Source organism: Nitrincola schmidtii (genome assembly GCF_008973715.1).
GTDB lineage: Bacteria > Pseudomonadota > Gammaproteobacteria > Pseudomonadales > Balneatricaceae > Nitrincola > Nitrincola schmidtii.
In genome coordinates this window covers 142,612-164,213 of record NZ_WBOL01000007.1, presented here as the reverse complement: position 1 = coordinate 164,213, position 21,602 = coordinate 142,612, and the positions used below count along the sequence as shown (strand labels likewise).

Sequence of the window (21,602 nt, the reverse complement as noted above, 5' to 3'; positions counted from 1 at the left end):
TGCACAGCCATCATTATTGGATAACACGATACAAGGCTTATCGACCAAGTCAGGACGGAACAACAATTCAGCACTGACATAAAAAGAGTTCATGTCACATAAAGCATAGATCGGCATGCATTACCTCGGCATAGCTCTGACTAAGTGCGTGACGACACCAAATAGCTGTAAGTCAGAACCTTCGTTGAACTCAATGGGTGCGTACTGACGATTTTGAGGTAACAATCGCACTCTCGGTTTTAATGCCAGCGTTTTGACAGTAAACGCGCCATCGACAGCTGCTACGACGGTGTCGCCATGTTTTGGCTTAATCGATCGATCCACCACTAAAATATCACCCGCATAAATACCGATCCTATTCATCGAATCACCATCACAGCGCACCATATAGGTGGAAGAAGGGCGGGGGATGCAGAGTTCATTTAGATCAAGGCGCGTTTCTTCATAACCTGCGGCAGGACTGGGAAAACCACAGGGAACAGATTCGCTAAAAAAAGGGACGGCTGTTTCAGTGAGTGCGTCAACGTCAACCGGCCCTATCAGAGTGACGTACATACCTGACACCTAACTAAGTACTGTTTATCTATGACTGTGTTGCATTTGAGTGTTGGTGATCTATACTGAGTGCTTATAGCCCAGATTAGTCGGAGCTTTCATGAGCACTCAGACCCTACGCAGAATTCTTACTCGCCTTGATGACCTGACCTACGCAGATCTTAAGAAGCTTAAGCACGAAGTTGATGACTTGATATCCCAAAATCAGGTTGGCGAAGTCATCGCTGAGCGTGAAGATAGTCTGACCGAATGCCCTCACTGTTGTAGCAATGATTTTACCAGATGGGGGTTTACAAAACAGGGTATCCAGCGATTTAAATGTAAAGCTTGCTTACAGACCTTTAATGCACTGAAAGGCACACCCCTGTACCGTATGCGTATGAGTCAAAAATGGCTTAGATATAACGAACTAATGTGGCATGGTGCGACATTACGCAAGTGCGCCTTGGAGCTTGGTATTAATCTTAGAACATCTTTCCGCTGGCGACATGCGTTTCTAAAAGCGCCCTCAAACATAGAAGTGCAACCTCTATCTGGTGTCATTGAGGCTGACGAAACCTTTATAAATGAATCATTTAAGGGTAGGCGCATACTGCATCGAGATGCACGGAAGCGCGGTGGCAGGAAGGCTCCAAAAACACCCATTCTCATCGCATTGAACCGAGAAGGCTCGGTGATACATGAAGTCGTTGACCGAAACACGAAAGAAAATATCTGCCAATTTTTACAGCCTAGAATTGCTGATGGCTCGGTACTGTGTACAGACGGTAACAAGTCCTATATTGAGGTTGCTAATACACGTAAAGTCGATCATAAGCGCATTGTGGGTTTGGATAATATTAGGGTGGTTGAGGATATCTATCATATCCAAACACTAAATAACTACATGATGCACTGGAAGGAATGGATGACCAGATTTAGGGGCGTGGGACGAGAATATCTGCCCCACTATCTTAGCTGGTTTCGGTACATGAAACAGCACGAGCAATCTGATCAAGGATTACTGTTTGCTGCCATGACCAACACCTAAATGCAACACAGCCTTATCTATACAGTATAAGGCGGATGGTAGAGGCGGGTAAATAGATTTAAACACTTAATGTATTATGGAATAAGTAGGATACACTCTCGATTAAAGTGATCATTTTCATCATGCCATTAATCAGATTACTGGAACCGATAGTTGTTGGGGAAATATCAAATTATGGAGAGATATTGTGACCGCACAGATTTCAGAAAAACTCCGCTACAAGGGTAAGAATGTCGCCATGTGCACGACACCCCTCAGCAAGTATTTCGCTATGGGAGGCACCAAACCGCTCTTCGAATCTAATTTCTCGGCACTATGGCGTGGTTATGTTGGCAGTTGGGAGATCGTCGATGACCACCTATATTTGATTGCTCTTAGTGGCATGCTCCACGATGGAAGTGAAGCATCATTGACAACCATTTTTCCAGAGTTTCCTGATAGAGTTTTTGCTCATTGGTACTCCGGTACGATTCGTATACCTCAGGGAAAGCAGCTTGAGTACGTTCATATGGGCTACGCCAGCATATATGAGCGTGACCTGTTTTTAGATTTGGAGCGGGGAGTAGTCGTTGCTACTCGCACAAAATATAACGGTGTCGCTGAGTCTGATGGTGCTAGAGAAGGTTATCAGGTGGGCGCAATGACAGTTTTTCCTATTACTGGCAAAGTTAATGGGGACAAAACTTGATTTACATTTATGGGTACTTAGGCATTGGTATCACTTTTTTCATTGTTGCTTATAGTAAGCATCAACTGAGAAGCGATAAGGTAGCCATGTCTCTATTGCTTGATGTGCTTCGGTTAGATCGAAAAATGCTTTGCTACCGTATTCTAAGTAAATTGCGAATAAGTCCCTAGACTTGAGACAATCGAAAAAAGCGGGAAGAAGCGGACTTGATCGTACTTTCCTTACCATGTTAATAAACTCATCAGGTTGATGATGAAGACGGTGATTAAGAATATGGCAGCACAACATCGCGTCGCTCGGCGGCCCCTCCCGACAGGCCCCGTGACAGCGGCGTATGAACGCAAGGTGGATGCGGGGGAGGTGCGACGAGATGACGCGCAAGTCGCTCTGGCGGCAAAACTCGATGCCCTGCACGAGTCTCTTACCTCGCTCCCACCAGTACCCGTGCGCACCGACAGACCGACAAAGAGCAGCTCTACAAGCAGCAGTCCGCTGTTACTGACGCGATCCTTGGCATCCGCTCAGTCCTTTCTTCGAAAGAAATTCCATTTGTGTTCTTTTGGTCCACCACCGCGAGGCATTTACATTCATGGACCGGTCGGGGTCGGCAAGAGCTTTCTAATGGATCTCTTTTACGCGTCGGTTAATGTTCCTGATGATTCTTGCTGTAATAATGACAGCCACAGCTTCAAACACGTAAAAATTACCAAACGCCGCGTCCACTTTCATGAATTCATGCTAGACGTCCATCATCGAATCTTTGTCTACAAACAGAAGCACCCACGAGATGATGCGATACCCATCATTGCGCAGCAATTGGCACAGGAAGCCCAACTCCTCTGTTTCGATGAATTTCAAGTAACAGACGTTGCCGATGCCATGATTTTGAAACGACTTTTTTTATTATTATTGGATTGGAATGTCGTGGTGGTGGCCACCTCGAATCGCTCCCCCGATGCCTTATATGAGGGAGGCATTAACCGATCCCTCTTTTTGCCATTCATAGACATGTTAAAACACACGTTCGACATTATCTCCATGGAGGATTCCGCCAAGGATTATCGACTCGAAACTCGAGCTGATGGTCAATCCTATTTTTGGTCAAACAAGGATGTTCACGGCGATAATAATAGTGATAACAACATGCAGGCGCAGTTGAAAGAAATATTTGGTGGCACTGCATCCGGAACTGAGGCCGAGGCCATTCACGTACCCTTCGGTCGCACCGTCCAGGTCGCCCGATTGAATGACCGGTGCGCCTGGTTTGACTTTTCCGAGTTATGCTACCAACCACTCGGCGCGGCCGATTATATTTCCCTCTGCGACCGATTTCAGGTCCTCATCATGGACCGGGTGCCGCAATTAGACGCCAATCACCTCGACGAAGCGCGACGATTCGTGACCCTCATTGACGTGTGTTATGAATCTCGCACCCGCTTGGTGCTAGCGGCAAAAGTCCCGCTCGATGAATTATTTGTCGAGTTTGAAGCGCAAGTTGAAAGCAGTGATGGAAATGAAGAGTTGTTTGTCAGTGAGAAGGGGGGAAACTCGAGTTCCTTTGCGACGACCGTGATTCGCACCAAAGAGGGTGAAGAATTTGAGTGGTCGGCGACGGGTCGAAGTGGCGTGTCACTGGCACTATTATCGGCCGCCAATGATCTCGCCTTTTCCTTTCGACGAGCCGCGTCTCGGTTGGTAGAAATGGGTGGAAAGGAATGGGGACGGCAATGACGAAAGCTCTTTGCCTTGCAAACCATTGAACCTATGGCACATTTTAGCTAAGGGTGGGGAGTTCATGACATTTCCCTAAGTAACTTCTTTGAGTTTGTCCTAGCTACCATTCTAATTGCCGTGATTTGGCCGATTGTGGTTTACATGAAAGTTAAGGAGGTTCTAATGGACGGTACCGAGATTGAATCTGATAGAGAGTTCACCGTAAAGTCGCAGTACTTATTGAAACAACTGACCGTTGACGAGATTGAGAGCTGCGAGGTCGTTACTGACCGTTTAAAGTGCAGTGCCTGAGCAGCCATTCGGACATCTCAACAACGCTTGGAGGGAGTTCCTCAAGGAACTTTCCGATGATAGTGAGCTGTGGTCGTTTTCAGCAGAATGGCAAACAACTTGGGGGCAAAAGGAACTTCGATCGGGATACGTTCTTGTCCGAAATGGATCGCCATCTGCTCATTTTCTGACTGTCTGGAAGGAACTTCCCGACGATGCTGTTGAGGATTGTGATTAAAGCTCGTTCGGGATTACAAAACAGTAGGACACAGCTTGAAATAGATCTAGAAAAACTGTGTTACTATTTTTATTGTGAAATTTATAGTTTGATCACCATGGGATGGTCACAAAAGAGGGCCGAGGCGAATCCAAATCATGAATAATGGTCAGATGTAAGGGGCAGCGTGTGGCTCTAAAATGGCCACCAAAATTTAGATCAGCAATCATTGTAGAAATTCGGTTAAGAAAAGAGCCACATTTTGGCCACCAAACCGCAGAATTGAGCAGTGAGCATAAAAAAAGCCACTCGACGTACTGTCTAAGTGGCTATTTTTAAAGGTATTCTTGGTAGAACTAGGCGGACTCGAACCGCCGACCCCCACCATGTCAAGGTGGTGCTCTAACCAACTGAGCTATAGTTCTATTATGTGGCGCGTATTATATAGGCTTTGTGCATCTGTGCAACTGTTTCTAAAGACTTTTTTACAAATGAAGGTGTTTTTGTTGTAAAAGTGGGTTGGTTTAGGTTTAACTTACTCTTATTAAAGTACTTTCAACTATAAAGAGTATGTCTTTCGATGACTCCCGCTATCAATCTGTTACGCAAACACAGCGTGTCCCATCAAATTCATCGCTATGAACATGATCATGATGCGCCTTCTTATGGTCTAGAGGCGGCAGAGAAGTTGGGCTTAGATGTTCAGCAAGTCTTTAAAACCTTGGTTGTGTCTTTAGATACAAAACAATTAGCAGTCGCTGTGCTTCCTGTGAGTGAACGTTTAAATATGAAGCAGGTTGCTAAAGCACTTAACGGTAAGAAAGCCGAAATGGCTGATCCACTGTGGGTTCAAAAAAGCACCGGTTATGTTCTTGGTGGTGTCAGTCCATTAGGTCAGAAAAAACGATTACCTACGGTGATTGATCTATCTGCAAAAGATCTGAAAGAGATGTATGTCAGTGCAGGGCGTCGTGGTTTAGAGATTTCCCTTGCACCAGATGTGTTACATGCATTGACTCATGCTTGTTTTGCTCATATTACGGGTAAGGAATAAATATGAAAATCTGGGTTGATGCAGATGCCTGTCCAGTCGTCATTAAAGAGATCCTGTTCAAGGCCGCCAATCGTGCGGAAATTCCATTAATTCTGGTCGCTAATCAATCGGTGAGAGTGCCTCCATCAGACTGGATTAGTAGTGTGCGCGTCTCTTCAGGTTTTGATGTGGCGGATAACGAGATCGTACGTCAATGTGAAGCAGGTGATTTGGTCATTACCAGTGATATTCCTTTGGCAGCAGAAGTCATTGCAAAAGAAGGACAGGCATTGAGTCCACGAGGAGAGATGTTCACCAAAGACTCGATTGGTTCTCGTTTAAATATGCGTGATTTTTTAGAGACCTTAAGAAGTAGTGGCGAGCATACGGGTGGGCCTGCGCCTTTGCATGTCCGTGATCGTCAGGCCTTTGCTGCTGAATTAGACAAGTGTATCAGTCGGTATCAGCGTAAACGACAGAGGTAAAAAAGAGTGATGCGAATTCTAATCGTTGGAGCAGGTGGCATTGGTTGTTATTACGGTGCCCGTTTGCAGTCATCTGGTCATAAAGTCGTTTTTGTTGCGCGTGGTGATCATTTAAATGCATTGCAACAAAATGGCTTACAAGTTCAACATTCAGAAATTCAATTCAATCAGATGGTCAATGCGGTTGATGAACAGCGTTTATTAACCGCTTTCAAAGTAGAAGACTTTGATTTAATTATCATTTGTTTTAAAGCATTCGATACAGCAAGTTGGTTGACCCGTATGAGGGAGTGGTTGAAAAGGGGAAGCACTCCCATTTTATCTCTGCAAAATGGGGTGGATAACGAACCTTTAATAGCGAAAGTAATTGGTAAAGAGCGCACCTTCGGTGGTTTGGCGGTTCGCATCGGTGGTCATATTATTCAGCCAGGCATCGTTTCTGCTGATGGGCCCGCTCAAGTTGTCATGGGGGCTTGGCCAAATCAACAAGAGAATCAACATAAATCTGATCAGTTGATGCGGGTTCAAGAGCATTTTTTAGCTGCCAACATACCGACTCGAATCTCTGACAATATTGAACTAGAGTTGTGGCGCAAGTTGTTGATCAACAATGGTGTGAATCCCTTGTCAGCCATAACAGGTTTGACTACAAGAGCGTTGGTGGAAAGTGAGCATTATGAACCCTGTGTTAGGCAGTTAATGCAAGAGGTAGTGTTGGTAGCTAATCAAGAAGGTGTTCATCTGACACAAAACGATATTGAAGAAATGCTTAGCTTACTGAAAAGTTTTGATGCGATTAAAACCTCAATGCTTGTTGATCATGAAAAAGGTAAACCAATAGAGTTAGATGCTATTTGTGGCTCAATGCTAATGCGAGCTAAAACGTATGGGTTGAGTTTGCCTGCAAATCAAATGGTTTCTGCATTACTTTCATAAAGTTGAATATACTACAAAAGTTGTACCTTTTTACTGTTTAATACATAACACCATCAAAAGAATGTGTTATGTTTATGCCATAAATTTAATGATGTGGTTACCAATATGAAGCATTTATCGCTTAGATTTAAATTGATTTCCGGTGCGGGTTTAGGATTAACCTTAACCTTGGCTGCCGTCATTCTTGTTGGCTGGACCACTATGCAAAAAAATGGGCAAGCTACCGTAGAGATGGCTGCAGACGCTTTTGAAGAGCAATTAATTGCTAATTTAAATGAATCAGCTCAAGCAGTTGCATCTGAGGTTTCTATTTTTATAAATCGCAGTTTTGATGTCCCCAAAACCTTCGGAACGATCATCACAGCGACGGCAAGTGGTGGTAGTTCAACCGCTCCACCATTTCAACGCGCAACTATAAAACAGATGCTTCGTGATACCTTGGCGGCTAATCCTGCTCTTGGATCAGCTTACGCTCACTTCGAACCTGACGGTTATGATTGGCAAGATGCGTTTAATATTGGACCGCATTTAGACCACTCTTCGGATACGGGTGTTCTAGAGCTTTATTGGGTGCGTGAAGATAGTGGCTTAGTGTTTTATCCCATTAGTGATAGTTCATTTAAGTATGATGACACCATTAACGATTTAGGCATGCGTGAATCGGAATGGTATCTATGCTCAAAAGATTCACTACTTCCTTGTTTAATGGATCCATACCTCTACGAAATACAAGAAGGATATGAAGAACTAATGACCTCTTTGGTTTTTCCTATCGTTTTAGATGGTGAGTTTCGCGGTGTGGTTGGAGCAGATATCAACCTGCCTTCGATACAAGAGCGCGTCATGCACCATCAGCAAGTTCTGTTTAATGGTCAGTCTGATATTCATTTGTTTAGCCCTAGCGGTGCCTTGGTAGCTAGCAGTGTATATCCAAATGAATTAAGTCGAAGAGTTCAAACAATTGATCCAGAACTCTATGAGTTGAAAGAAAGAGTGCAGGATCAAGTATTACAGACTAATGGCTCTACGTTAGTGAAAGCTGAAGTTCATTTTGAAGCTTTTGCTCAACCTTGGGTCGTGTTAATTAATGTTCCATCTGAAGTTGCTTATGCGACCGTTCGAGAGCTAGAGTCTAACCTATTATCAGGATTCCAACGGACTGCATTAACGATGGTTGTCTTGGGTGGTGCGTTACTCGCATTCGCATTAGTTGTATTAGCGCTATGGCTTCGCTTCACCACTCAACCTATGGTGTCTATGCGAAAAATGGTTGAAGACTTATCAGGTGCAGAAGGGGATTTAACTCGTCAATTAACCATTACAAATCATGCAGAACTCATCGGTATTGCTGATGGTTTTAATGCATTCACAGCGAAGTTAAGGGTAATGATTGCTGACTTAAACACTTCTGCTATGCAGTTAAGAGATCAAAGCCAGTCTTTAGTGCATGCCTCTGATCAAACGGCTAAGGCAACACAATCTCAACAAGAAGAGATGCAAAGTGTTGCGTCTGCGATGACTGAAATGTCAGCTACTGCAAATGAAGTGGCTGATCTTGCCGCTAGAACAGCTCAACAAGCGGAAGAATCAAACCATACGTTAAGTGATGCTAGAGAAGCCTTTAAGAAAACAGTTGATGAGGTAAAAACTGTTTCTGAGGAAATCAGTATTGCCAGTGATCGTGTCGCTAGCGTTGCCGCCAGTAGTCAAAATATTTACGGTATCATTGAGGTAATCCAAGGTATTGCTGAACAAACTAATTTATTGGCATTAAATGCAGCTATTGAAGCGGCAAGAGCGGGTGATCAAGGAAGAGGCTTTGCAGTGGTCGCTGATGAAGTCAGAAATCTTGCTCGAAGAACACAAGATTCTACCGAACAGATCAATGCTTTAATTGAGACTCTGCAGAAAGATGTTGCTGCGACGGTTAAAGAGATGGAAGCGAGTACTCGGCGTGTGGCGCAGACAGTCCATGAAGCGAATATGGCCTATGATCAAATGGCATCTGCTGCCCATAATATTGAGCAAATTACTAATCATGTTACGCAAGTTGCCACAGCAGCAGAAGAGCAGGATAAAGTCAGTGAAGAGATCAATCGTAATATTACGGTTGTAGAAGACGCGAGCGCTCGTTTAGCAGGATTGGCCGGTGATGTTCGCGAAGTTAGTGAACAGATGAGTCAAATCACAGACTCTTTGGAGTCTCAGTTACGCAAATTTAAGGTATAGCTATTCGAGTTAAAACGCCAGTTACTGTTCTTAAACTCTAGTTATTTAACGAGTGTTTAATTATTTTAGCTGGCGCTTATTGGTATACATACGAAGATCTGCAGCATGTGTCAACGATGTCTCATCTGGTCCATCCTCTGGGTAATAGGCTATGCCAATACTGCATCCAGACATTATTTCGAGTCCATCAATGTTGAAAGGTTTGCTCATCAAGCTAAATATCTTTTTCTCAACGATGGAGGCCTCGTTTGTATCCATTAATCCTTGTAGTAGTATCACAAACTCATCACCGCCATATCGACTGAGAGTATCGGAGATGCGAACGCTAGTCTTTAGACGTTTCGCGATAGCACTGAGTAGTTTATCTCCAACAATATGCCCATGTTGGTCATTGATCAATTTAAAATCATTTAGGTCTATCAATATAATTGCAAGATGGTTTTCTTCTCGCTTTGCAAGTCTAATTGCTTGCACAACTCTGTCAGAGAACAAAGATCGATTCGCTAATCCAGTGAGTGGGTCATGATGCGCTAAATATCGGTGATGCTGTTCACTATTTTTCAGTAATTCAATCATTCTAGAGCGATCTATGGCAATGGCGGCGAGATGAGCGACCTCTTCAATAACGCGAATATCAGCACTGGTTGGTTCTGAAATTTCTCTGGTGTAGATTGCAAAAGTCGCTAAAACTTGGCCAGAATGATCCATTACTGGCTGTGACCAGCAGGATTTCAGATCGGCTTTAACCAAAGCTTCTTTAAAACTTCGCCAGTAAGGGTGAGATTGTATATCCGCTATGACAACCCGCTGACGAGTTGCAGCAGCCGTTCCGCAGGAGCCCGCTCCAACCACAATAGGAACTTGTTTAATGATTTCAATATACTCTGCATTTAAGCTAGGTGATGCGATGGGCGTTAAAAAGTTTTCGTTATCTGGCTTTAACATAATGCTACATAAACATCCCGGTCTGTAAGCTTCAATGCTAAAGTTTATCTCTGTCAGAATGGATTGCAGTGGTTGATCATTGGCAATCATGGCTAATATGCGATTGTGTTTTTCTTTTAGTGAATGATCTTTTTGTTTTTGAATTAACAATTTACGAAGTTGTTTGTTAACTGTGAAGATATAGGTTGCTATCCCAGCAATCAAGAAGGTTACGACTGAAACGAGCATGATCAGTGTAATCCACTTAGTGTAATTGTCTTGAGGGGGTGCGAAGAAAAACTTATTCCAATTGGGAGGTGCATTTAAAAAGCCTAGCTCTTGGTAGATTTCTGCAATGTGTTTCCAGCGACCTGGGTTCACATAGCCGATTTCGACAAACTCAGGACGTATTAATTGCAGCATGCTTTCTGCTTCGTATTTCAGGAAGTCAGGATCTATTGATGTTGCATAATTAGCAAGTATCAACTCAATTGTTTCATCTAGGTTGTTTAGTGCATAAGTCCAGCCTTTTAGGCTTGCTTCTAAGAACGCTTCCACAACGACTGGATTACTTTCAATCATATTTCTGGTGGTGAATAAATTATCACCATAAAAGTCGATACCAACAGAGCGAGGTGTGAATATTTTGATATCAACATCGGCTTGGTTAAATTTATATATTTCGAAAGTCAGGTAACTGGACATGGCATCAACTTCCCCTTGTATCAGGTCATCAATGCTAAAGCTGTGCGGTACTAGGGTGATATTTTCAAGTGAAAGACCTTCTTTAACAAGATAAGCAATCAGTTCATCCGATCCGTCTTCCAACATGATCGTCGACTCGTCGAAGTCATGAATAGTATGAAAAGGGCCTTTATCTAGGGTTACAAATACCAAGGGTGAATGCTGAAAAATATTTGCTAGCAACACAACATCTTCGATAGGTTGTGTTAAAAGAAGACTACTTGTGCTGACACCAAAGTTCGCACGACCTGATCTAACTTCATCTATTACTGATATAGCAGGGTTACCTTCAATGATCTGGACATCCAATCCGACATCTTGATAGTAGCCTTGATGAACGGCTGCATAGTAACCAGCAAATTGAAACGCATGAGTCCATTTAAGTTGTAACTTAACTTCTTGCAATGCTGATGCATGAGAACTAAATAAAGTTAGCCCCAATATAACTAAGCAAAGGTGTTTGTTGAAACGCTTAAGAAAGTGCAATGAATCGTCCTTTGATTGATGCGTTTTAAGGTTTTAAACAGCTTGTAAGAAATTATAGATTACTTTAACACGAAAAGTTTACTCTTTTAATAGGTTAATTAGGTGTGGGCCCTACCATGACTCGGCGATGGTGCATCATTTGCCAGCCCAGATGAGCTAGTAGCGCGGCTAAAATGATGCCACCACCCACTAATGTTAACGAGGAGGGTATTTCATTTAGAAAAAGCCATACCCAAAGGGGACCAAGCATCGGTTCGGCAGTACCAATAAGCGCTGCAATGGGTGATGGTACCAATCTGGCTCCTGTGACAAATAAAGCTAAACCCAAACCAAGATTCATTGCCCCGAAAACAAACAAAATGCCACTATCGAAAGCACTGGTTGCTAGGGAAGAAGCCATCGTTGCTGAAACAACGGCAGCAATTAAGGTGCCAGTACAGACTGCTGGAGCCATTCTGACATGAGCATAGCGACGAGTGATGACCGTTGCTGTTGCAAAGCAAAAGGCTATCAGCAGGGCCAGAGAGTCACCAATGGGTGAAACCTGACCGGTAAAGGATTCTGAAACCATCACTCCGACACCCAAGATCACGACGGCGATGGCAATCCAGGTGGGTAAACTCACTTTTTCCCTAAAAACGATCCATGCCATTAACGCTGCGATTAATGGAACACCGGCTTGAATTAATAAAATGTTAGCCACCGTCGTGTACTTCAACGCGACAATAAAAGAAGTTGAAGCCGTTGCGAAACAGAGGGCTACGGCAAGTCCAGGCAGCCCCATGTAGCGGAACATCATATAGGTTCCTTTGAGCTTGTTGCGGTACAACATAAAACAAAACAGAAAAATGCTGGCCCAAATAGAGCGCCAGAAGATCACCGTCCAGCTATCTTCAATGGTAACGACTCTGCCAAGCGCACCTCCAAAACTCCATGCCAATGCTGCCGCTGCCACCAAAAAAATGCCCAGCTTTAATTCAACATTGGGATTGACCTGAACGGTAGCTTCTTGAGCTATTTCTGAACTACTCGGTTGTTGCATTAATTAAATTCCAATGTAAATAATTACCAAGGGCCTACAACAAAGCCCAGTTTATCAGGAAGCCAAAGGGCTATACCGGGAACTAACATCACCAGTAGTAAAGAGGAAAACATCGTCACCATAAACAACAGTGACCAGAGGAAGGTTTGCTCTAACCTGATATTGGCAACTTTAGTGGTGACCATCAGGTTGACGGCAACCGGAGGGGTAAATTGACCTATGGCTATGTTCATGGCTAGAAGAATACCGAACCAAACCGGATTCCAACCAAAATGATTAACTAACGGAATCAGAATAGGGGTGATAATCAGGTAAATAGATACGGCGTCTAACAGCATTCCAGCCAGTAACACCAACAGCATGATTAACAGCAGCAAGGTCCACGAGTTATCGGATATAGAAAGCATGACATTCGCTAATGAGCTAAACGTACCCAGTGTCGTCCCAGCCCAAGCAAAAATGCCGGCTAAAGAAATGATGATCATGACGATCCCCGATATTTTGCCTGCTTCGATAAATAAATCTAACAATCCATTTAAGTTTAATTGTTTATAGATAAAAATACCGATGATCAGGCCATAGGTTACCGCCACGACTGCCGCTTCAGTGGGTGTGAAGAGTCCAGAACGTAACCCACCTAAAATCAATACGGGCGCAAACAAAGCAGGCAGTGCTTTGATGAAGCTTTCTTTAATCGGCGGGCGCTCACCGCTGTTTGGTCCTTCCCAGCCATACTTGCGTGAAAGCCACCATGCCGGCACCAATAACGATAGACCTGCCAGGATACCCGGGAATAAACCTGCAGCGAACAAAGCACGCAAATCAACTCCAGGCATAACCACTGAGTACAGAATCAGCGCAATCGAAGGGGGAATTAAGATAGCTGTTGATGCAGAGGCTGCGATTAAAGAAGCAGAGAAGGGCTTTGGGTATCCCGCTTTCGTCATGCTCGGCAGCATAACCATGGCAACGGCGGCTGCATCCGCAGGCCCTGATCCACTCATGCCACCCATGATTAAACAGACCAGTACGGCAACCAGCGCCAACCCACCATGGCGAGGTCCAATGAGTGATTGCGCAAATCGAACAAGGCTTGCGGCAACGCCTGCACGTTCAAAAATAAGGCCTGTTAAGATAAATAGAGGAATCGCAATGAGAGGGTATTTGGCAATACTGTTATAAGTGTTCGTTCCCAGTGTTGCCAGCATATCCGGTGATAATCCAGCGAGTATGCCAGCAGCACCACCGAGCCCTAGTGCAAAAGCAACCGGTACACCCAATAACATCGTAAGCCCAAATACGAGCAGCATCCATAAATCGGGACTCATGCATCACCTCGTTCAAGTGCTTTGCTTAGTTTCCAGCGCTCTATTAAGCTTTGTGTCAAACGAAACATCATAGCTACACATAAAATGGGTAACCAAATAATGTACATCCAAGTGGGATAACCAAGGCCCGGAGAGAGAGATTCCCACTGATACTCTTCATAAGTTAGTAATCCACCGTACCAAACGATTAAGCCGAGCAATAGCATGCTTAACAGCCATTGTATTAAGTACAAGGGGCGCTTTAGAGCGTGTGGCAGTTTTTCTTCCAGCATGATGATGCGAGTATGATCATGACGACGTGCTGCTACGGCAGCGCCTGCAAAGGTCAGCACGACCAGCAAAAATACGGAAAATTCCTCCGTAAAGGCAAAGGAAGCGTTCGTTGTGTATCTAACGACAACATTACCTAAGCTAATCAAACAAATAGCGGATAAAGCTAAAGCCGCTAGCCAAGCTTCAGGACGGGATTTTGGATTAGGCATAACATGAAATGTCTGACAGAAAAATTGAAACACGCCTATCCAGCACTGCCATCTGGATAGACGTGTGTTTTATAGATTAACGTGCATCAATGGCGGTTTGAGCCTTCTCAACCAATTCAGCACCAATTCTCGGCACCCATTTTTCATAAACGGATTGAGTCGCCTCAACAAAAGCTTGATGCTGCTCAGGTGTTAGTGAGTTCACTTGAACGCCACGCTCTTTGATACGCTCTAACGTATCCGCTAACTCTGCGCGAGACTTGGCAATCTCCCACGCACCCGCTTCAATTGCGGTTTCGCGAAGGAGGGTTTGATCTTCAGCAGATAAAGAATTCCAAACACGCTGATTAACACCAAACACTAAAGGATCAGCCATATAGCGCCATAGTGTTAAATACTGCTGACCGACTTGATCAATACGAGCAACATCAAAGACCGACAATGGGTTTTCCTGACCATCAACGGCGCCCGTGGTTAATGCAGGTTGTGCATCAGCCCAGCTCATCTGTGTTGGATTAGCACCTAGCGTGTTGAAGGTATCCAAGAAAAGGGGAGAACCGACTACACGTACTTTTAGACCACGCATATCAGCGGGTTCGGCAATCGCACCGCGAGAGTTAGAAAGTTCGCGGAAACCGTTTTCACCCCAGGCTAGTGGAATAACGCCACGGCGCTCAATGGCGGCAAAGATCTCTTCACCAGCTTCACCCTGAGTAATCGCATCAATAGCGGCTTCATCTGGCATTAAAAAAGGTAAAGAGAAGAGGTTCAGTTCAGGTACTTGTGGGGACCAGTTAATCGTCGAGGCAACCGCCATATCAATAATACCGCTACGCATGGCTGAAAATTCGCGCGTTTGATCACCTGAAACCAGTTGTGCGTTGGGATAGATGGTTAATTTCATTCGCCCCTCAGAGCGTTCTTCAACCAGCTCTGCCCATTTGGTCGCTGCTTGTCCCCAAGGGAAGGCGTCACCTAAGACCGTGGAGACTGAAAATTCACGTGTTTCTTGAGCAAATGAGGAGGCACTCATTGAAAGGCAGGCAGCTGCTGCCAAGGCTGTTAATTGTTGTTTTAATTTCATCTGTTTTCCTTAGTTTGTCGTAGGTATATCAAAAGTAAGTGTTTTATACCACGGATTAACGCTTTGCTGATCTGACAGCTAATATTAGAAGACGAGTTTGATTATTGAAAGCGAAACTATGTGTTAAATCAGTTATAGAGACCAAAGAGGTTCTTATGCATAACAAAATGCCAGTGACGCTGCTAATGGCGGGTCTACTTCTTTCTATTCAGCCTGCTTGGGCTAATCAGCAATTGAGCACGCAGCATTACAACGTCAATATTGAAGTGGTTGCATCGGGTTTGAGTCATCCATGGTCTATTGCTTTTTTGCCTAACGGTGACCAACTGGTTACCGAGCGTGATGGTCGTCTTAGGCTGATTCAGCAGGGCAGTCTTCATCCAGAAGCTATTGCAGGAGTGCCGCAAGTGGCCGCAGTCGGTCAGGGCGGATTGTTGGATGTTGTATTGCACCCCGATTTTGATAGCAACGCTTGGGTTTATCTTGCTTACTCAGATCAAACCTCGCAAGGCCTCACCACCCGTGTCATGCGAGCACGTCTAGTAGGACATGAACTGGTAGATCAAGAGATTCTATTTGAAGCATTACCGCGATCTTCTGGTGGCCGGCATTTTGGAGGTCGTATGGTATTTGATACACAAGGATACTTATACATTGCTGTGGGTGATCGTGGCGAAATGGAACGCGCGCAACAAGGGTCAGATCATGCTGGTAGTATCATTCGCTTACATGACGACGGAAGGATACCCGTTGATAATCCTTTTATTGGAAATGATGAAATTCAGGATGAAATATACACCGTGGGGAATCGAAATCCTCAAGGTTTGACACTTCACCCTGTGACTGGGCAGGTTTGGTCAAGTGAGCATGGTCCACGGGGAGGCGATGAGATTAATTTAATACAAGCGGGCCTAAATTACGGTTGGCCAGAAGTCACCCATGGTATCAATTACAGTGGCACGCGTATTACCCCTCATGCTGAGTTGGAAGGAATGGAGTCTCCATTACTGCATTGGACACCATCTATCGCACCCAGTGGTATGGTGTTTTACACAGGAGACGAATTTCCTAACTGGCAAGGTCAAATTCTTAATGGCGCGTTGCGAGATAGACTGATTTCGCGAGTGTCTGTTGTGGAATCAGAAGACGGTTATCAGTTAGAAGAACAAGAACGTTTTTTGCAAGGCTTTGGTCAGCGTATTCGAGATATACGTCAATCTCCTGAGGGCGAACTTTGGTTATTAACCGATCATGCACAAGGGCAAGTCATTCGTCTAAAAAGAGCAGATTAATTTCAATTTAGTAGACCTATGTCATAGGCTTTTTTTAAAAAAGTGTCATAGTATTTAGATACATCCTCCGCTGTGTGACTAAGGATCTATCTAATGCTAAATGTTAAGCGATCTCTTACGATTAAGATTGTGTCTGTTGCTATTTTGATGATTGCAACTTCAGGGATTACCTTTGTTCTGATGAATAAAAGTTCAGGGGTTTTAGTAGAGCATATCGAAACAGACATCGCCTCTGAACGCTACATGGTTAAACTATTTCAAGAGGGTTTAGGCTTACGCTTGGCCATTCTAGCGAAAGTAGCAAATCCTTCAGCAGAGCAGCCGAATATCAGTTACAACCGTGCTAAGCAAGAAATTATTGATGTATTACCCAAGCTTCAAGGCAAAGTGTCCTCAGATGTGGATCGTATCTTGGTGGATCTAAACACCTGGATGGTTGAAGCTGATCGAATGTTTGAAAGAGCTAATGCCGGTGATGCAGCCGGAGCAATGCGCATTACAAGAGAAACTGAAGCAGCCGCATGGCAAGCATTTAGACAACCTTGGCTACAGGCTTTAGATGCGCAAGCACAGTTGGCACAGACGGCATTTCAAGAAGCAGCAAAGGTCAGAGATTCGGCTATAACGGGATCAGCTCTGATGATACTTGTTGCCATGTCTTTACTGGTATTTGTAGCGTGGAAATTTTATCGACAGTTAACCCATGCGTTAGGTGGAGAGTTAAAACTTGCTGTTGATTTGGCTAATCAAATTTCAAATGGCGACCTCACTAAGCATATCCAACTACAAGGGGTTGAATCTTCTAGTCTATTGGCGTCACTAGCACGCATGCAAGGAAGCTTAAAGGATTTGGTCAAATCGGTTACTGAAAATGCCTCACATGTAACTGAAATTACGCGAGAAGTGTTTGAACATACCAATGCTTCAACTCAACGCATTGATCAACAAAGCCAAAAAACTGATACTGTGGCAGCTGCAGTCACCGAGATGAGCGCAAGTTCGCATGAAGTGGCGCAACGTGTTTCTCAAACTCATGCAGCAGCAGAGTTGGGCCGTGATAATGCAACGCGTAGTCAGCAACGTATGGCAAATACGGTAGTCACCTTAAATAATCTTGGGCAACATATGTCTACCGCCTCTAATGTTGTCAGTGATTTGAATGTCCGTTGTGAAGGTATCAACCGAATTATCAACGAAATTAAAGGTATTGCTGAACAAACCAACTTGCTGGCGCTTAATGCCTCTATCGAGGCAGCAAGAGCGGGTGATCAGGGGCGTGGTTTTGCAGTGGTTGCTGATGAGGTGCGTTCACTCGCATCACGATCTGCGGACAGTTCGGAAGAAATTTCATCAGTGGTTAATCAATTGGTCCATCATTCAGAAAAAGCCAACCTTGCGATGGGAGAAAGTCGTCAAGAGATGGAGCAGCTTATCAAGCATGCTAATGAAACCGTGGTTGAAATCGATGCGTTACTGGAGGCGATTAATCAAATTTTCGACATGAGCACCCAAATCGCCAGCGCATCAGAGGAGCAATCGTTGACTTCTGAAGAGATTAACCAAAATATGCAAATGATTGCCGATATGACTGAAGAAACACGGCATGCACTGCAAACCACTCATCATGTCAGTCAGCAACTGAAACACAATGCCGAAGCGTTGCAGCAGCAGATTAGTAAGTTTCGGGTCTAGTGGTCATCTCAATGTGACTGAATTCAGTATGCTGAACTTAATCTTCAATAGCTGATCTTACTGATAAATATTTGAAAAAGGAGATACTGGTGTGATCAACGCAGGCAAGCTTTTAGAACAGTTTTTGGGTAGTTCAGCGGGAAATGCAGGTCAATTGAGCCAAAAAGCCAAGGAGATTGGCAGTCAGATGAATATACCCGGTGGTAATTTTACCGGTGGTGCTGTGGCGGGCGGTTTGGTTGGCTTGCTTTTAGGTAGTAAAAAAGTACGCAAAATGGCAGGAGGTGTTGCCGGTTACGGTGGTGCTGCCGCGGCGGGTGCTCTGGCTTTTAAAGCATACCAAAATTGGCAACAAGGAAAATCTGCAGCAACAGCGCCTATGGCAAGTCCAGAGGATATGAATAAGATAGATCCTGCATTTCTGTTACCCACCGATCAACAGCAGGGACAAGATTTTGGTTTAACGCTGGTTTCAGCCATGATTGCGGCCGCCAACTCAGATGGTCATATTGATGCTAATGAACAAAAGTTGATTTTCGATCAGGTTGAAAAGCTATCGTTTGATGCAGAAAGTAAAGCTTTTGTATTTGATACCCTTAGAAATCCTCCGAGTTTGGATCAGTTGGTTTCTAAGGTTGCGGGAATCGAACAAGCGTCTGAAGTGTATTTAGTTTCCCGTTTAGCGGTCGATGGTGATCATCCTGCTGAGCGTGTTTACTTGGAAGCGCTGGCACATAAACTGAATTTACCTAAAGACCTAGTGGCGCATTTGGAACATCAAATCACGGGGCAGTAAATACGTTGGGCTCACGATAATTCAGATCTGTGAGCCCAAATAACTTAGCAATCTCTGATACGACGCGCTTCAGTCTGCATCTGCATGGTCATAACACCTAAGGGTGTTTCGACATCACTCGACATAGTGCCATTCATGTTATCACCGTAAAAATTCAGCCTACCTTTGAAGTCAGCTTTCATCCCTTGAATGTCGCATTGCATACTGTAATCCGCACCGTCTCTACGAATATCATAATTGGTTAAAGAACATCCTTGTGGCAGGTCGAGAACCTCAACACCCTGATCAATATCAGCTTGGCTGATACACTCTTGGTCTGTGGTCACTTGAGGTGGCATATTGAATGGACCTTGCAAGCTCAATGAGGTGTTGTGCTGCCAAAAGCCAGGATTAATATTAGGCGTTTCGGCCTGTGCCATTGATGAAAATATGACGGCACTGGTTAGCATGGCGGTTAATAAAGCGTAGAATCGCATCGTGGTTCTCCTTGAGTCGCGATATGCGGCTAATTGTCTCGATCCCGAGCATCTTGCCTGATTGATCGTTTTTTGCAACTTTATTGGATCTGTTACTTCCATGCTGTGGATTCCTTTTACTATTTTTGCTGCATTTATGCAGTCCTGGCGCAACGCATTTCAGAAACATCTTAGTCGGGATGTCAGTAGTGCAGGGGTAACCCTGGCACGTTTTATTTATGCCAGTCCTTTAGCGGTGATCTATCTGATCTTGTTGTACCATTTTGGCGAAGCTGAAGCGCCTGAATTTACAGGAAAGTATTGGCTATTTATTGTGCTGGCGTCGTTGGTGCAGATCGCTGCAACTGTATTAATGGTAATGCTGTTTCGGTTGCGTAACTATGCCATGGGTGTTGGTTTGGCGAAAAGTGAAGCCGTGATTGCCGCAATTTTAGGAGCATTGTTTTTTAGCGCTTTCTTAACGCCGCTGGCATGGTTAGGTGTGCTGATCGGCTCGGTAGCCATTTGGTTAATGGCTAATCCAGCGAGTTTTAAAGAGATTTCCTTACCCACGTTGTTTACGGGCTTAGCCAGTGGTTTATGCTTTGCATTGACAACTCTTTGGGTGCGTGAAGCCAGTTTATTATTGGGCTTGCCATTTCTTCATAGTGCCGCCTGGGTGTTGCTGTGTGTGATCAGTTTACAAACCTTGATCTTGTTGGTGTGGATTACTATTAAAGATCCACTAACCTTAAAAGCACTTTGGCTTAGACCTAAGCTAACGCTTGCGATAAGCGTGTGTAGCTTTTTTGGGTCACTCGGCTGGTTTACCGCCATGAGTTTAGAAACTGTTGCGATGGTTAAGACACTGGGTCAGATCGAAATTCTCTTTACCTTGATGATATCAGCCCGATGGTTTCAAGAGTCGTTAACTCGTCGAGACTTAATCGGGCTGTTGTTAATTGTCGTCGGTGCGATTTGTGTGATTGTGGCTTAAGGATCTAAATCGTCTTAAGGGCAGGGGTTAGGTTGCAGAAGATGGATTTGCTCAATTGCATCTAATACCTCATCTGAAAGGACTAAGTCACTTGAACCGATATTGACGTCAAGCTGTTCCAGCGTGGTCGCACCGATAATATTACTGGTCACGAATGGCTGCTGTGTAACAAAGGCCAGCGCCATTTGGCTAGGGTTTAACCCATGGGCGTTTGCCAGATCTACATAGGCCGCCGTTACCTGTTCCGCCATCGGTGAGGTATAGCGTTGAAAGCGTTCGTATAAGGTTAATCGTGCTTTTGCAGGCCGCTGTCCCTGTAAGTACTTGCCACTTAAGACACCAAAGGCCAAGGGTGAGTAAGCCAATAAACCGATTTTTTCACGAATCGACATTTCAGCAAGTCCTACCTCATAAATGCGATTAAGCAAGTTGTAAGGGTTTTGAACCGACACAATTCTGGGTAGGTTGTGCTGCTCACTTAATCGTAAGTACTCATGCATACCCCAGGGTGTTTCGTTCGAGATTCCTATATGACGAACCTTGCCACTGCTGACCAGTTCTTCACAGGCGCGGAGTGTTTCTTCAATAGGAATACCCAGCTCATCAGTCACATGTTGATAGCCTAAACGCCCAAAAAAGTTAGTTTGACGCTCTGGCCAGTGAATTTGATAAAGGTCAATATAGTCAGTTTGCAGGCGCTTGAGACTGGCTTCCGCTGCGTCGAGAATCTGCTGTCGAGTAAGTCGCGTTCCGCCTCGCAAATAATGAAAGGTCTCTCCGGGTCCAGTCACTTTTGTGGCAACGACTAAACGATCACGTTGTCCATTTTTTTGCAGCCAAGTGCCTAAATAAGCTTCAGTTAATCCTTGCGTTTCGGCTTTAGGCGGCACAGGATACATTTCTGCAACATCCAAACAATTGATACCCGCAGCCAGTGCCATGTCTATTTGCTGATGAGCTTCTGCTTCGGTGTTTTGTTCACCCCAGGTCATGGTGCCGAGAGTGAGTTCAGATAAGGATAGATCAGTGTTTCCAAGCGGCCTATATTTCATAATACCTTCTTTAAATGTTTGAACAGGAACCTGTCTCTCTATCGACAATCA

General features: G+C 44.4%; 21 protein-coding genes and 1 tRNA gene. 12 read left to right on the top strand and 10 right to left on the bottom strand.

The features are described from left to right. On the bottom strand, positions 1–93 hold a 93-nt coding region (locus F7R24_RS08235; protein WP_476703641.1), incomplete at its 3' end, for a Y-family DNA polymerase. Positions 94–120: 27 nt separating this feature from the next. Continuing rightward, the gene (umuD, locus tag F7R24_RS08230) at positions 121–555 is read right to left on the bottom strand and encodes a translesion error-prone DNA polymerase V autoproteolytic subunit (RefSeq protein WP_151670768.1); all 435 of its coding nucleotides are present in this window, start codon (positions 553–555) and stop codon (positions 121–123) included. 100 nt (positions 556–655) lie between these two features. Here umuD and F7R24_RS08225 point away from each other — a divergent pair, with 100 nt between their 5' ends. The 4 genes from F7R24_RS08225 (at position 656) to F7R24_RS14910 (ending at position 4,298) form a co-directional block, all read left to right on the top strand. Beyond that, positions 656–1,585 carry an IS1595 family transposase gene (locus F7R24_RS08225; RefSeq protein ID WP_151670767.1) on the top strand — a complete coding sequence of 310 codons (930 nt, stop codon included), beginning with the start codon at positions 656–658 and terminating at the stop codon, positions 1,583–1,585. 238 nt (positions 1,586–1,823) lie between these two features. Then, positions 1,824–2,273, top strand: coding sequence for a hypothetical protein (locus F7R24_RS08220; RefSeq protein WP_206057503.1), 450 nt, complete (start codon positions 1,824–1,826; stop codon positions 2,271–2,273). A 273-nt stretch (positions 2,274–2,546) separates the two neighbouring features. Beyond that, positions 2,547–4,004, top strand: coding sequence for a cell division protein ZapE (zapE, locus tag F7R24_RS08215; protein ID WP_206057502.1), 1,458 nt, complete (start codon positions 2,547–2,549; stop codon positions 4,002–4,004). A gap of 165 nt (positions 4,005–4,169) precedes the next feature. After that, complete coding sequence (locus F7R24_RS14910) at positions 4,170–4,298, top strand: hypothetical protein (protein WP_276613244.1); 129 nt, start codon at positions 4,170–4,172, stop codon at positions 4,296–4,298. Between the two features lie 544 nt (positions 4,299–4,842). Here the strand turns inward: F7R24_RS14910 and F7R24_RS08210 are convergent. After that, a tRNA-Val gene (locus tag F7R24_RS08210) sits at positions 4,843–4,919 on the bottom strand. Positions 4,920–5,074: 155 nt separating this feature from the next. On the opposite strand from F7R24_RS08210, the gene ybaK reads away from it, so the two are divergent. From ybaK to F7R24_RS08190, 4 genes are all read left to right on the top strand, one after another. Beyond that, positions 5,075–5,548: a Cys-tRNA(Pro) deacylase gene (gene ybaK, locus F7R24_RS08205; RefSeq protein WP_151670764.1), complete on the top strand. Its 474-nt coding sequence runs from the start codon at positions 5,075–5,077 to the stop codon at positions 5,546–5,548. Positions 5,549–5,550: 2 nt separating this feature from the next. After that, positions 5,551–6,012, top strand: a complete 462-nt coding sequence (locus F7R24_RS08200) for a YaiI/YqxD family protein (protein WP_151670763.1) — start codon at positions 5,551–5,553, stop codon at positions 6,010–6,012. A 9-nt stretch (positions 6,013–6,021) separates the two neighbouring features. Then, positions 6,022–6,948 (top strand): ketopantoate reductase family protein, encoded by a 927-nt coding sequence (locus F7R24_RS08195; RefSeq protein ID WP_151670762.1) that lies wholly within the window; start codon positions 6,022–6,024, stop codon positions 6,946–6,948. A gap of 105 nt (positions 6,949–7,053) precedes the next feature. Further along, a complete protein-coding gene (locus tag F7R24_RS08190) occupies positions 7,054–9,177 on the top strand; it encodes a methyl-accepting chemotaxis protein (protein ID WP_151670761.1) in 2,124 nt (707 codons plus the stop codon). Between the two features lie 60 nt (positions 9,178–9,237). Here F7R24_RS08190 and F7R24_RS08185 read toward each other — a convergent pair whose 3' ends face one another. From F7R24_RS08185 to F7R24_RS08165, 5 genes are all read right to left on the bottom strand, one after another. Then, positions 9,238–11,331: a diguanylate cyclase domain-containing protein gene (locus F7R24_RS08185; RefSeq protein WP_151670760.1), complete on the bottom strand. Its 2,094-nt coding sequence runs from the start codon at positions 11,329–11,331 to the stop codon at positions 9,238–9,240. 94 nt (positions 11,332–11,425) lie between these two features. Further along, entirely contained in the window at positions 11,426–12,373 is a 948-nt protein-coding gene (locus F7R24_RS08180; protein WP_151670759.1) for a DMT family transporter, read from the bottom strand. 23 nt (positions 12,374–12,396) lie between these two features. Beyond that, positions 12,397–13,701, bottom strand: coding sequence for a TRAP transporter large permease (locus F7R24_RS08175; protein ID WP_151670758.1), 1,305 nt, complete (start codon positions 13,699–13,701; stop codon positions 12,397–12,399). Next, entirely contained in the window at positions 13,698–14,183 is a 486-nt protein-coding gene (locus F7R24_RS08170; protein ID WP_151670757.1) for a TRAP transporter small permease, read from the bottom strand. Before F7R24_RS08170 ends, F7R24_RS08175 begins: the two co-directional genes overlap by 4 nt. 76 nt (positions 14,184–14,259) lie before the next feature. After that, positions 14,260–15,267, bottom strand: coding sequence for a DctP family TRAP transporter solute-binding subunit (locus tag F7R24_RS08165; RefSeq protein WP_151670756.1), 1,008 nt, complete (start codon positions 15,265–15,267; stop codon positions 14,260–14,262). A 155-nt stretch (positions 15,268–15,422) separates the two neighbouring features. Here F7R24_RS08165 and F7R24_RS08160 point away from each other — a divergent pair, with 155 nt between their 5' ends. The 3 genes from F7R24_RS08160 to F7R24_RS08150 all read left to right on the top strand — a co-directional run bounded on the left by F7R24_RS08160 (position 15,423) and on the right by F7R24_RS08150 (position 19,047). Beyond that, positions 15,423–16,559, top strand: a complete 1,137-nt coding sequence (locus F7R24_RS08160) for a PQQ-dependent sugar dehydrogenase (RefSeq protein ID WP_151670755.1) — start codon at positions 15,423–15,425, stop codon at positions 16,557–16,559. A 93-nt stretch (positions 16,560–16,652) separates the two neighbouring features. After that, positions 16,653–18,251, top strand: coding sequence for a methyl-accepting chemotaxis protein (locus F7R24_RS08155; RefSeq protein ID WP_151670754.1), 1,599 nt, complete (start codon positions 16,653–16,655; stop codon positions 18,249–18,251). 91 nt (positions 18,252–18,342) lie between these two features. After that, the gene (locus F7R24_RS08150) at positions 18,343–19,047 is read left to right on the top strand and encodes a tellurite resistance TerB family protein (protein WP_206057501.1); all 705 of its coding nucleotides are present in this window, start codon (positions 18,343–18,345) and stop codon (positions 19,045–19,047) included. A gap of 44 nt (positions 19,048–19,091) precedes the next feature. On the opposite strand, the gene F7R24_RS08145 is transcribed toward F7R24_RS08150, so the two are convergent. Beyond that, positions 19,092–19,523 (bottom strand): DUF3617 domain-containing protein, encoded by a 432-nt coding sequence (locus tag F7R24_RS08145; protein WP_168926800.1) that lies wholly within the window; start codon positions 19,521–19,523, stop codon positions 19,092–19,094. A gap of 100 nt (positions 19,524–19,623) precedes the next feature. Here F7R24_RS08145 and F7R24_RS08140 point away from each other — a divergent pair, with 100 nt between their 5' ends. Continuing rightward, the gene (locus tag F7R24_RS08140; protein WP_151670752.1) at positions 19,624–20,499 is read left to right on the top strand and encodes a DMT family transporter; all 876 of its coding nucleotides are present in this window, start codon (positions 19,624–19,626) and stop codon (positions 20,497–20,499) included. A 14-nt stretch (positions 20,500–20,513) separates the two neighbouring features. Here F7R24_RS08140 and F7R24_RS08135 read toward each other — a convergent pair whose 3' ends face one another. After that, complete coding sequence (locus F7R24_RS08135) at positions 20,514–21,551, bottom strand: NADP(H)-dependent aldo-keto reductase (RefSeq protein WP_151670751.1); 1,038 nt, start codon at positions 21,549–21,551, stop codon at positions 20,514–20,516. Positions 21,552–21,602 lie beyond the last annotated feature (51 nt).

Bases quoted from the DNA above. Each gene is read 5' to 3' on its own strand.
- F7R24_RS08220 (WP_206057503.1), top strand. From the start codon at position 1,824: ATGTGCACGACACCCCTCAGCAAGTATTTCGCTATGGGAGGCACCAAA.
- F7R24_RS08225 (WP_151670767.1), top strand. From the start codon at position 656: ATGAGCACTCAGACCCTACGCAGAATTCTTACTCGCCTTGATGACCTG.
- F7R24_RS08160 (WP_151670755.1), top strand. From the start codon at position 15,423: ATGCATAACAAAATGCCAGTGACGCTGCTAATGGCGGGTCTACTTCTT.
- zapE (WP_206057502.1), top strand. From the start codon at position 2,547: ATGGCAGCACAACATCGCGTCGCTCGGCGGCCCCTCCCGACAGGCCCC.
- F7R24_RS14910 (WP_276613244.1), top strand. From the start codon at position 4,170: ATGGACGGTACCGAGATTGAATCTGATAGAGAGTTCACCGTAAAGTCG.
- F7R24_RS08195 (WP_151670762.1), top strand. From the start codon at position 6,022: ATGCGAATTCTAATCGTTGGAGCAGGTGGCATTGGTTGTTATTACGGT.
- F7R24_RS08180 (WP_151670759.1), bottom strand. From the start codon at position 12,373: ATGCAACAACCGAGTAGTTCAGAAATAGCTCAAGAAGCTACCGTTCAG.
- F7R24_RS08135 (WP_151670751.1), bottom strand. From the start codon at position 21,551: ATGAAATATAGGCCGCTTGGAAACACTGATCTATCCTTATCTGAACTC.
- F7R24_RS08170 (WP_151670757.1), bottom strand. From the start codon at position 14,183: ATGCCTAATCCAAAATCCCGTCCTGAAGCTTGGCTAGCGGCTTTAGCT.
- F7R24_RS08140 (WP_151670752.1), top strand. From the start codon at position 19,624: ATGCTGTGGATTCCTTTTACTATTTTTGCTGCATTTATGCAGTCCTGG.
- F7R24_RS08200 (WP_151670763.1), top strand. From the start codon at position 5,551: ATGAAAATCTGGGTTGATGCAGATGCCTGTCCAGTCGTCATTAAAGAG.
- F7R24_RS08165 (WP_151670756.1), bottom strand. From the start codon at position 15,267: ATGAAATTAAAACAACAATTAACAGCCTTGGCAGCAGCTGCCTGCCTT.
- ybaK (WP_151670764.1), top strand. From the start codon at position 5,075: ATGACTCCCGCTATCAATCTGTTACGCAAACACAGCGTGTCCCATCAA.
- umuD (WP_151670768.1), bottom strand. From the start codon at position 555: ATGTACGTCACTCTGATAGGGCCGGTTGACGTTGACGCACTCACTGAA.
- F7R24_RS08145 (WP_168926800.1), bottom strand. From the start codon at position 19,523: ATGCGATTCTACGCTTTATTAACCGCCATGCTAACCAGTGCCGTCATA.
- F7R24_RS08155 (WP_151670754.1), top strand. From the start codon at position 16,653: ATGCTAAATGTTAAGCGATCTCTTACGATTAAGATTGTGTCTGTTGCT.
- F7R24_RS08175 (WP_151670758.1), bottom strand. From the start codon at position 13,701: ATGAGTCCCGATTTATGGATGCTGCTCGTATTTGGGCTTACGATGTTA.
- F7R24_RS08190 (WP_151670761.1), top strand. From the start codon at position 7,054: ATGAAGCATTTATCGCTTAGATTTAAATTGATTTCCGGTGCGGGTTTA.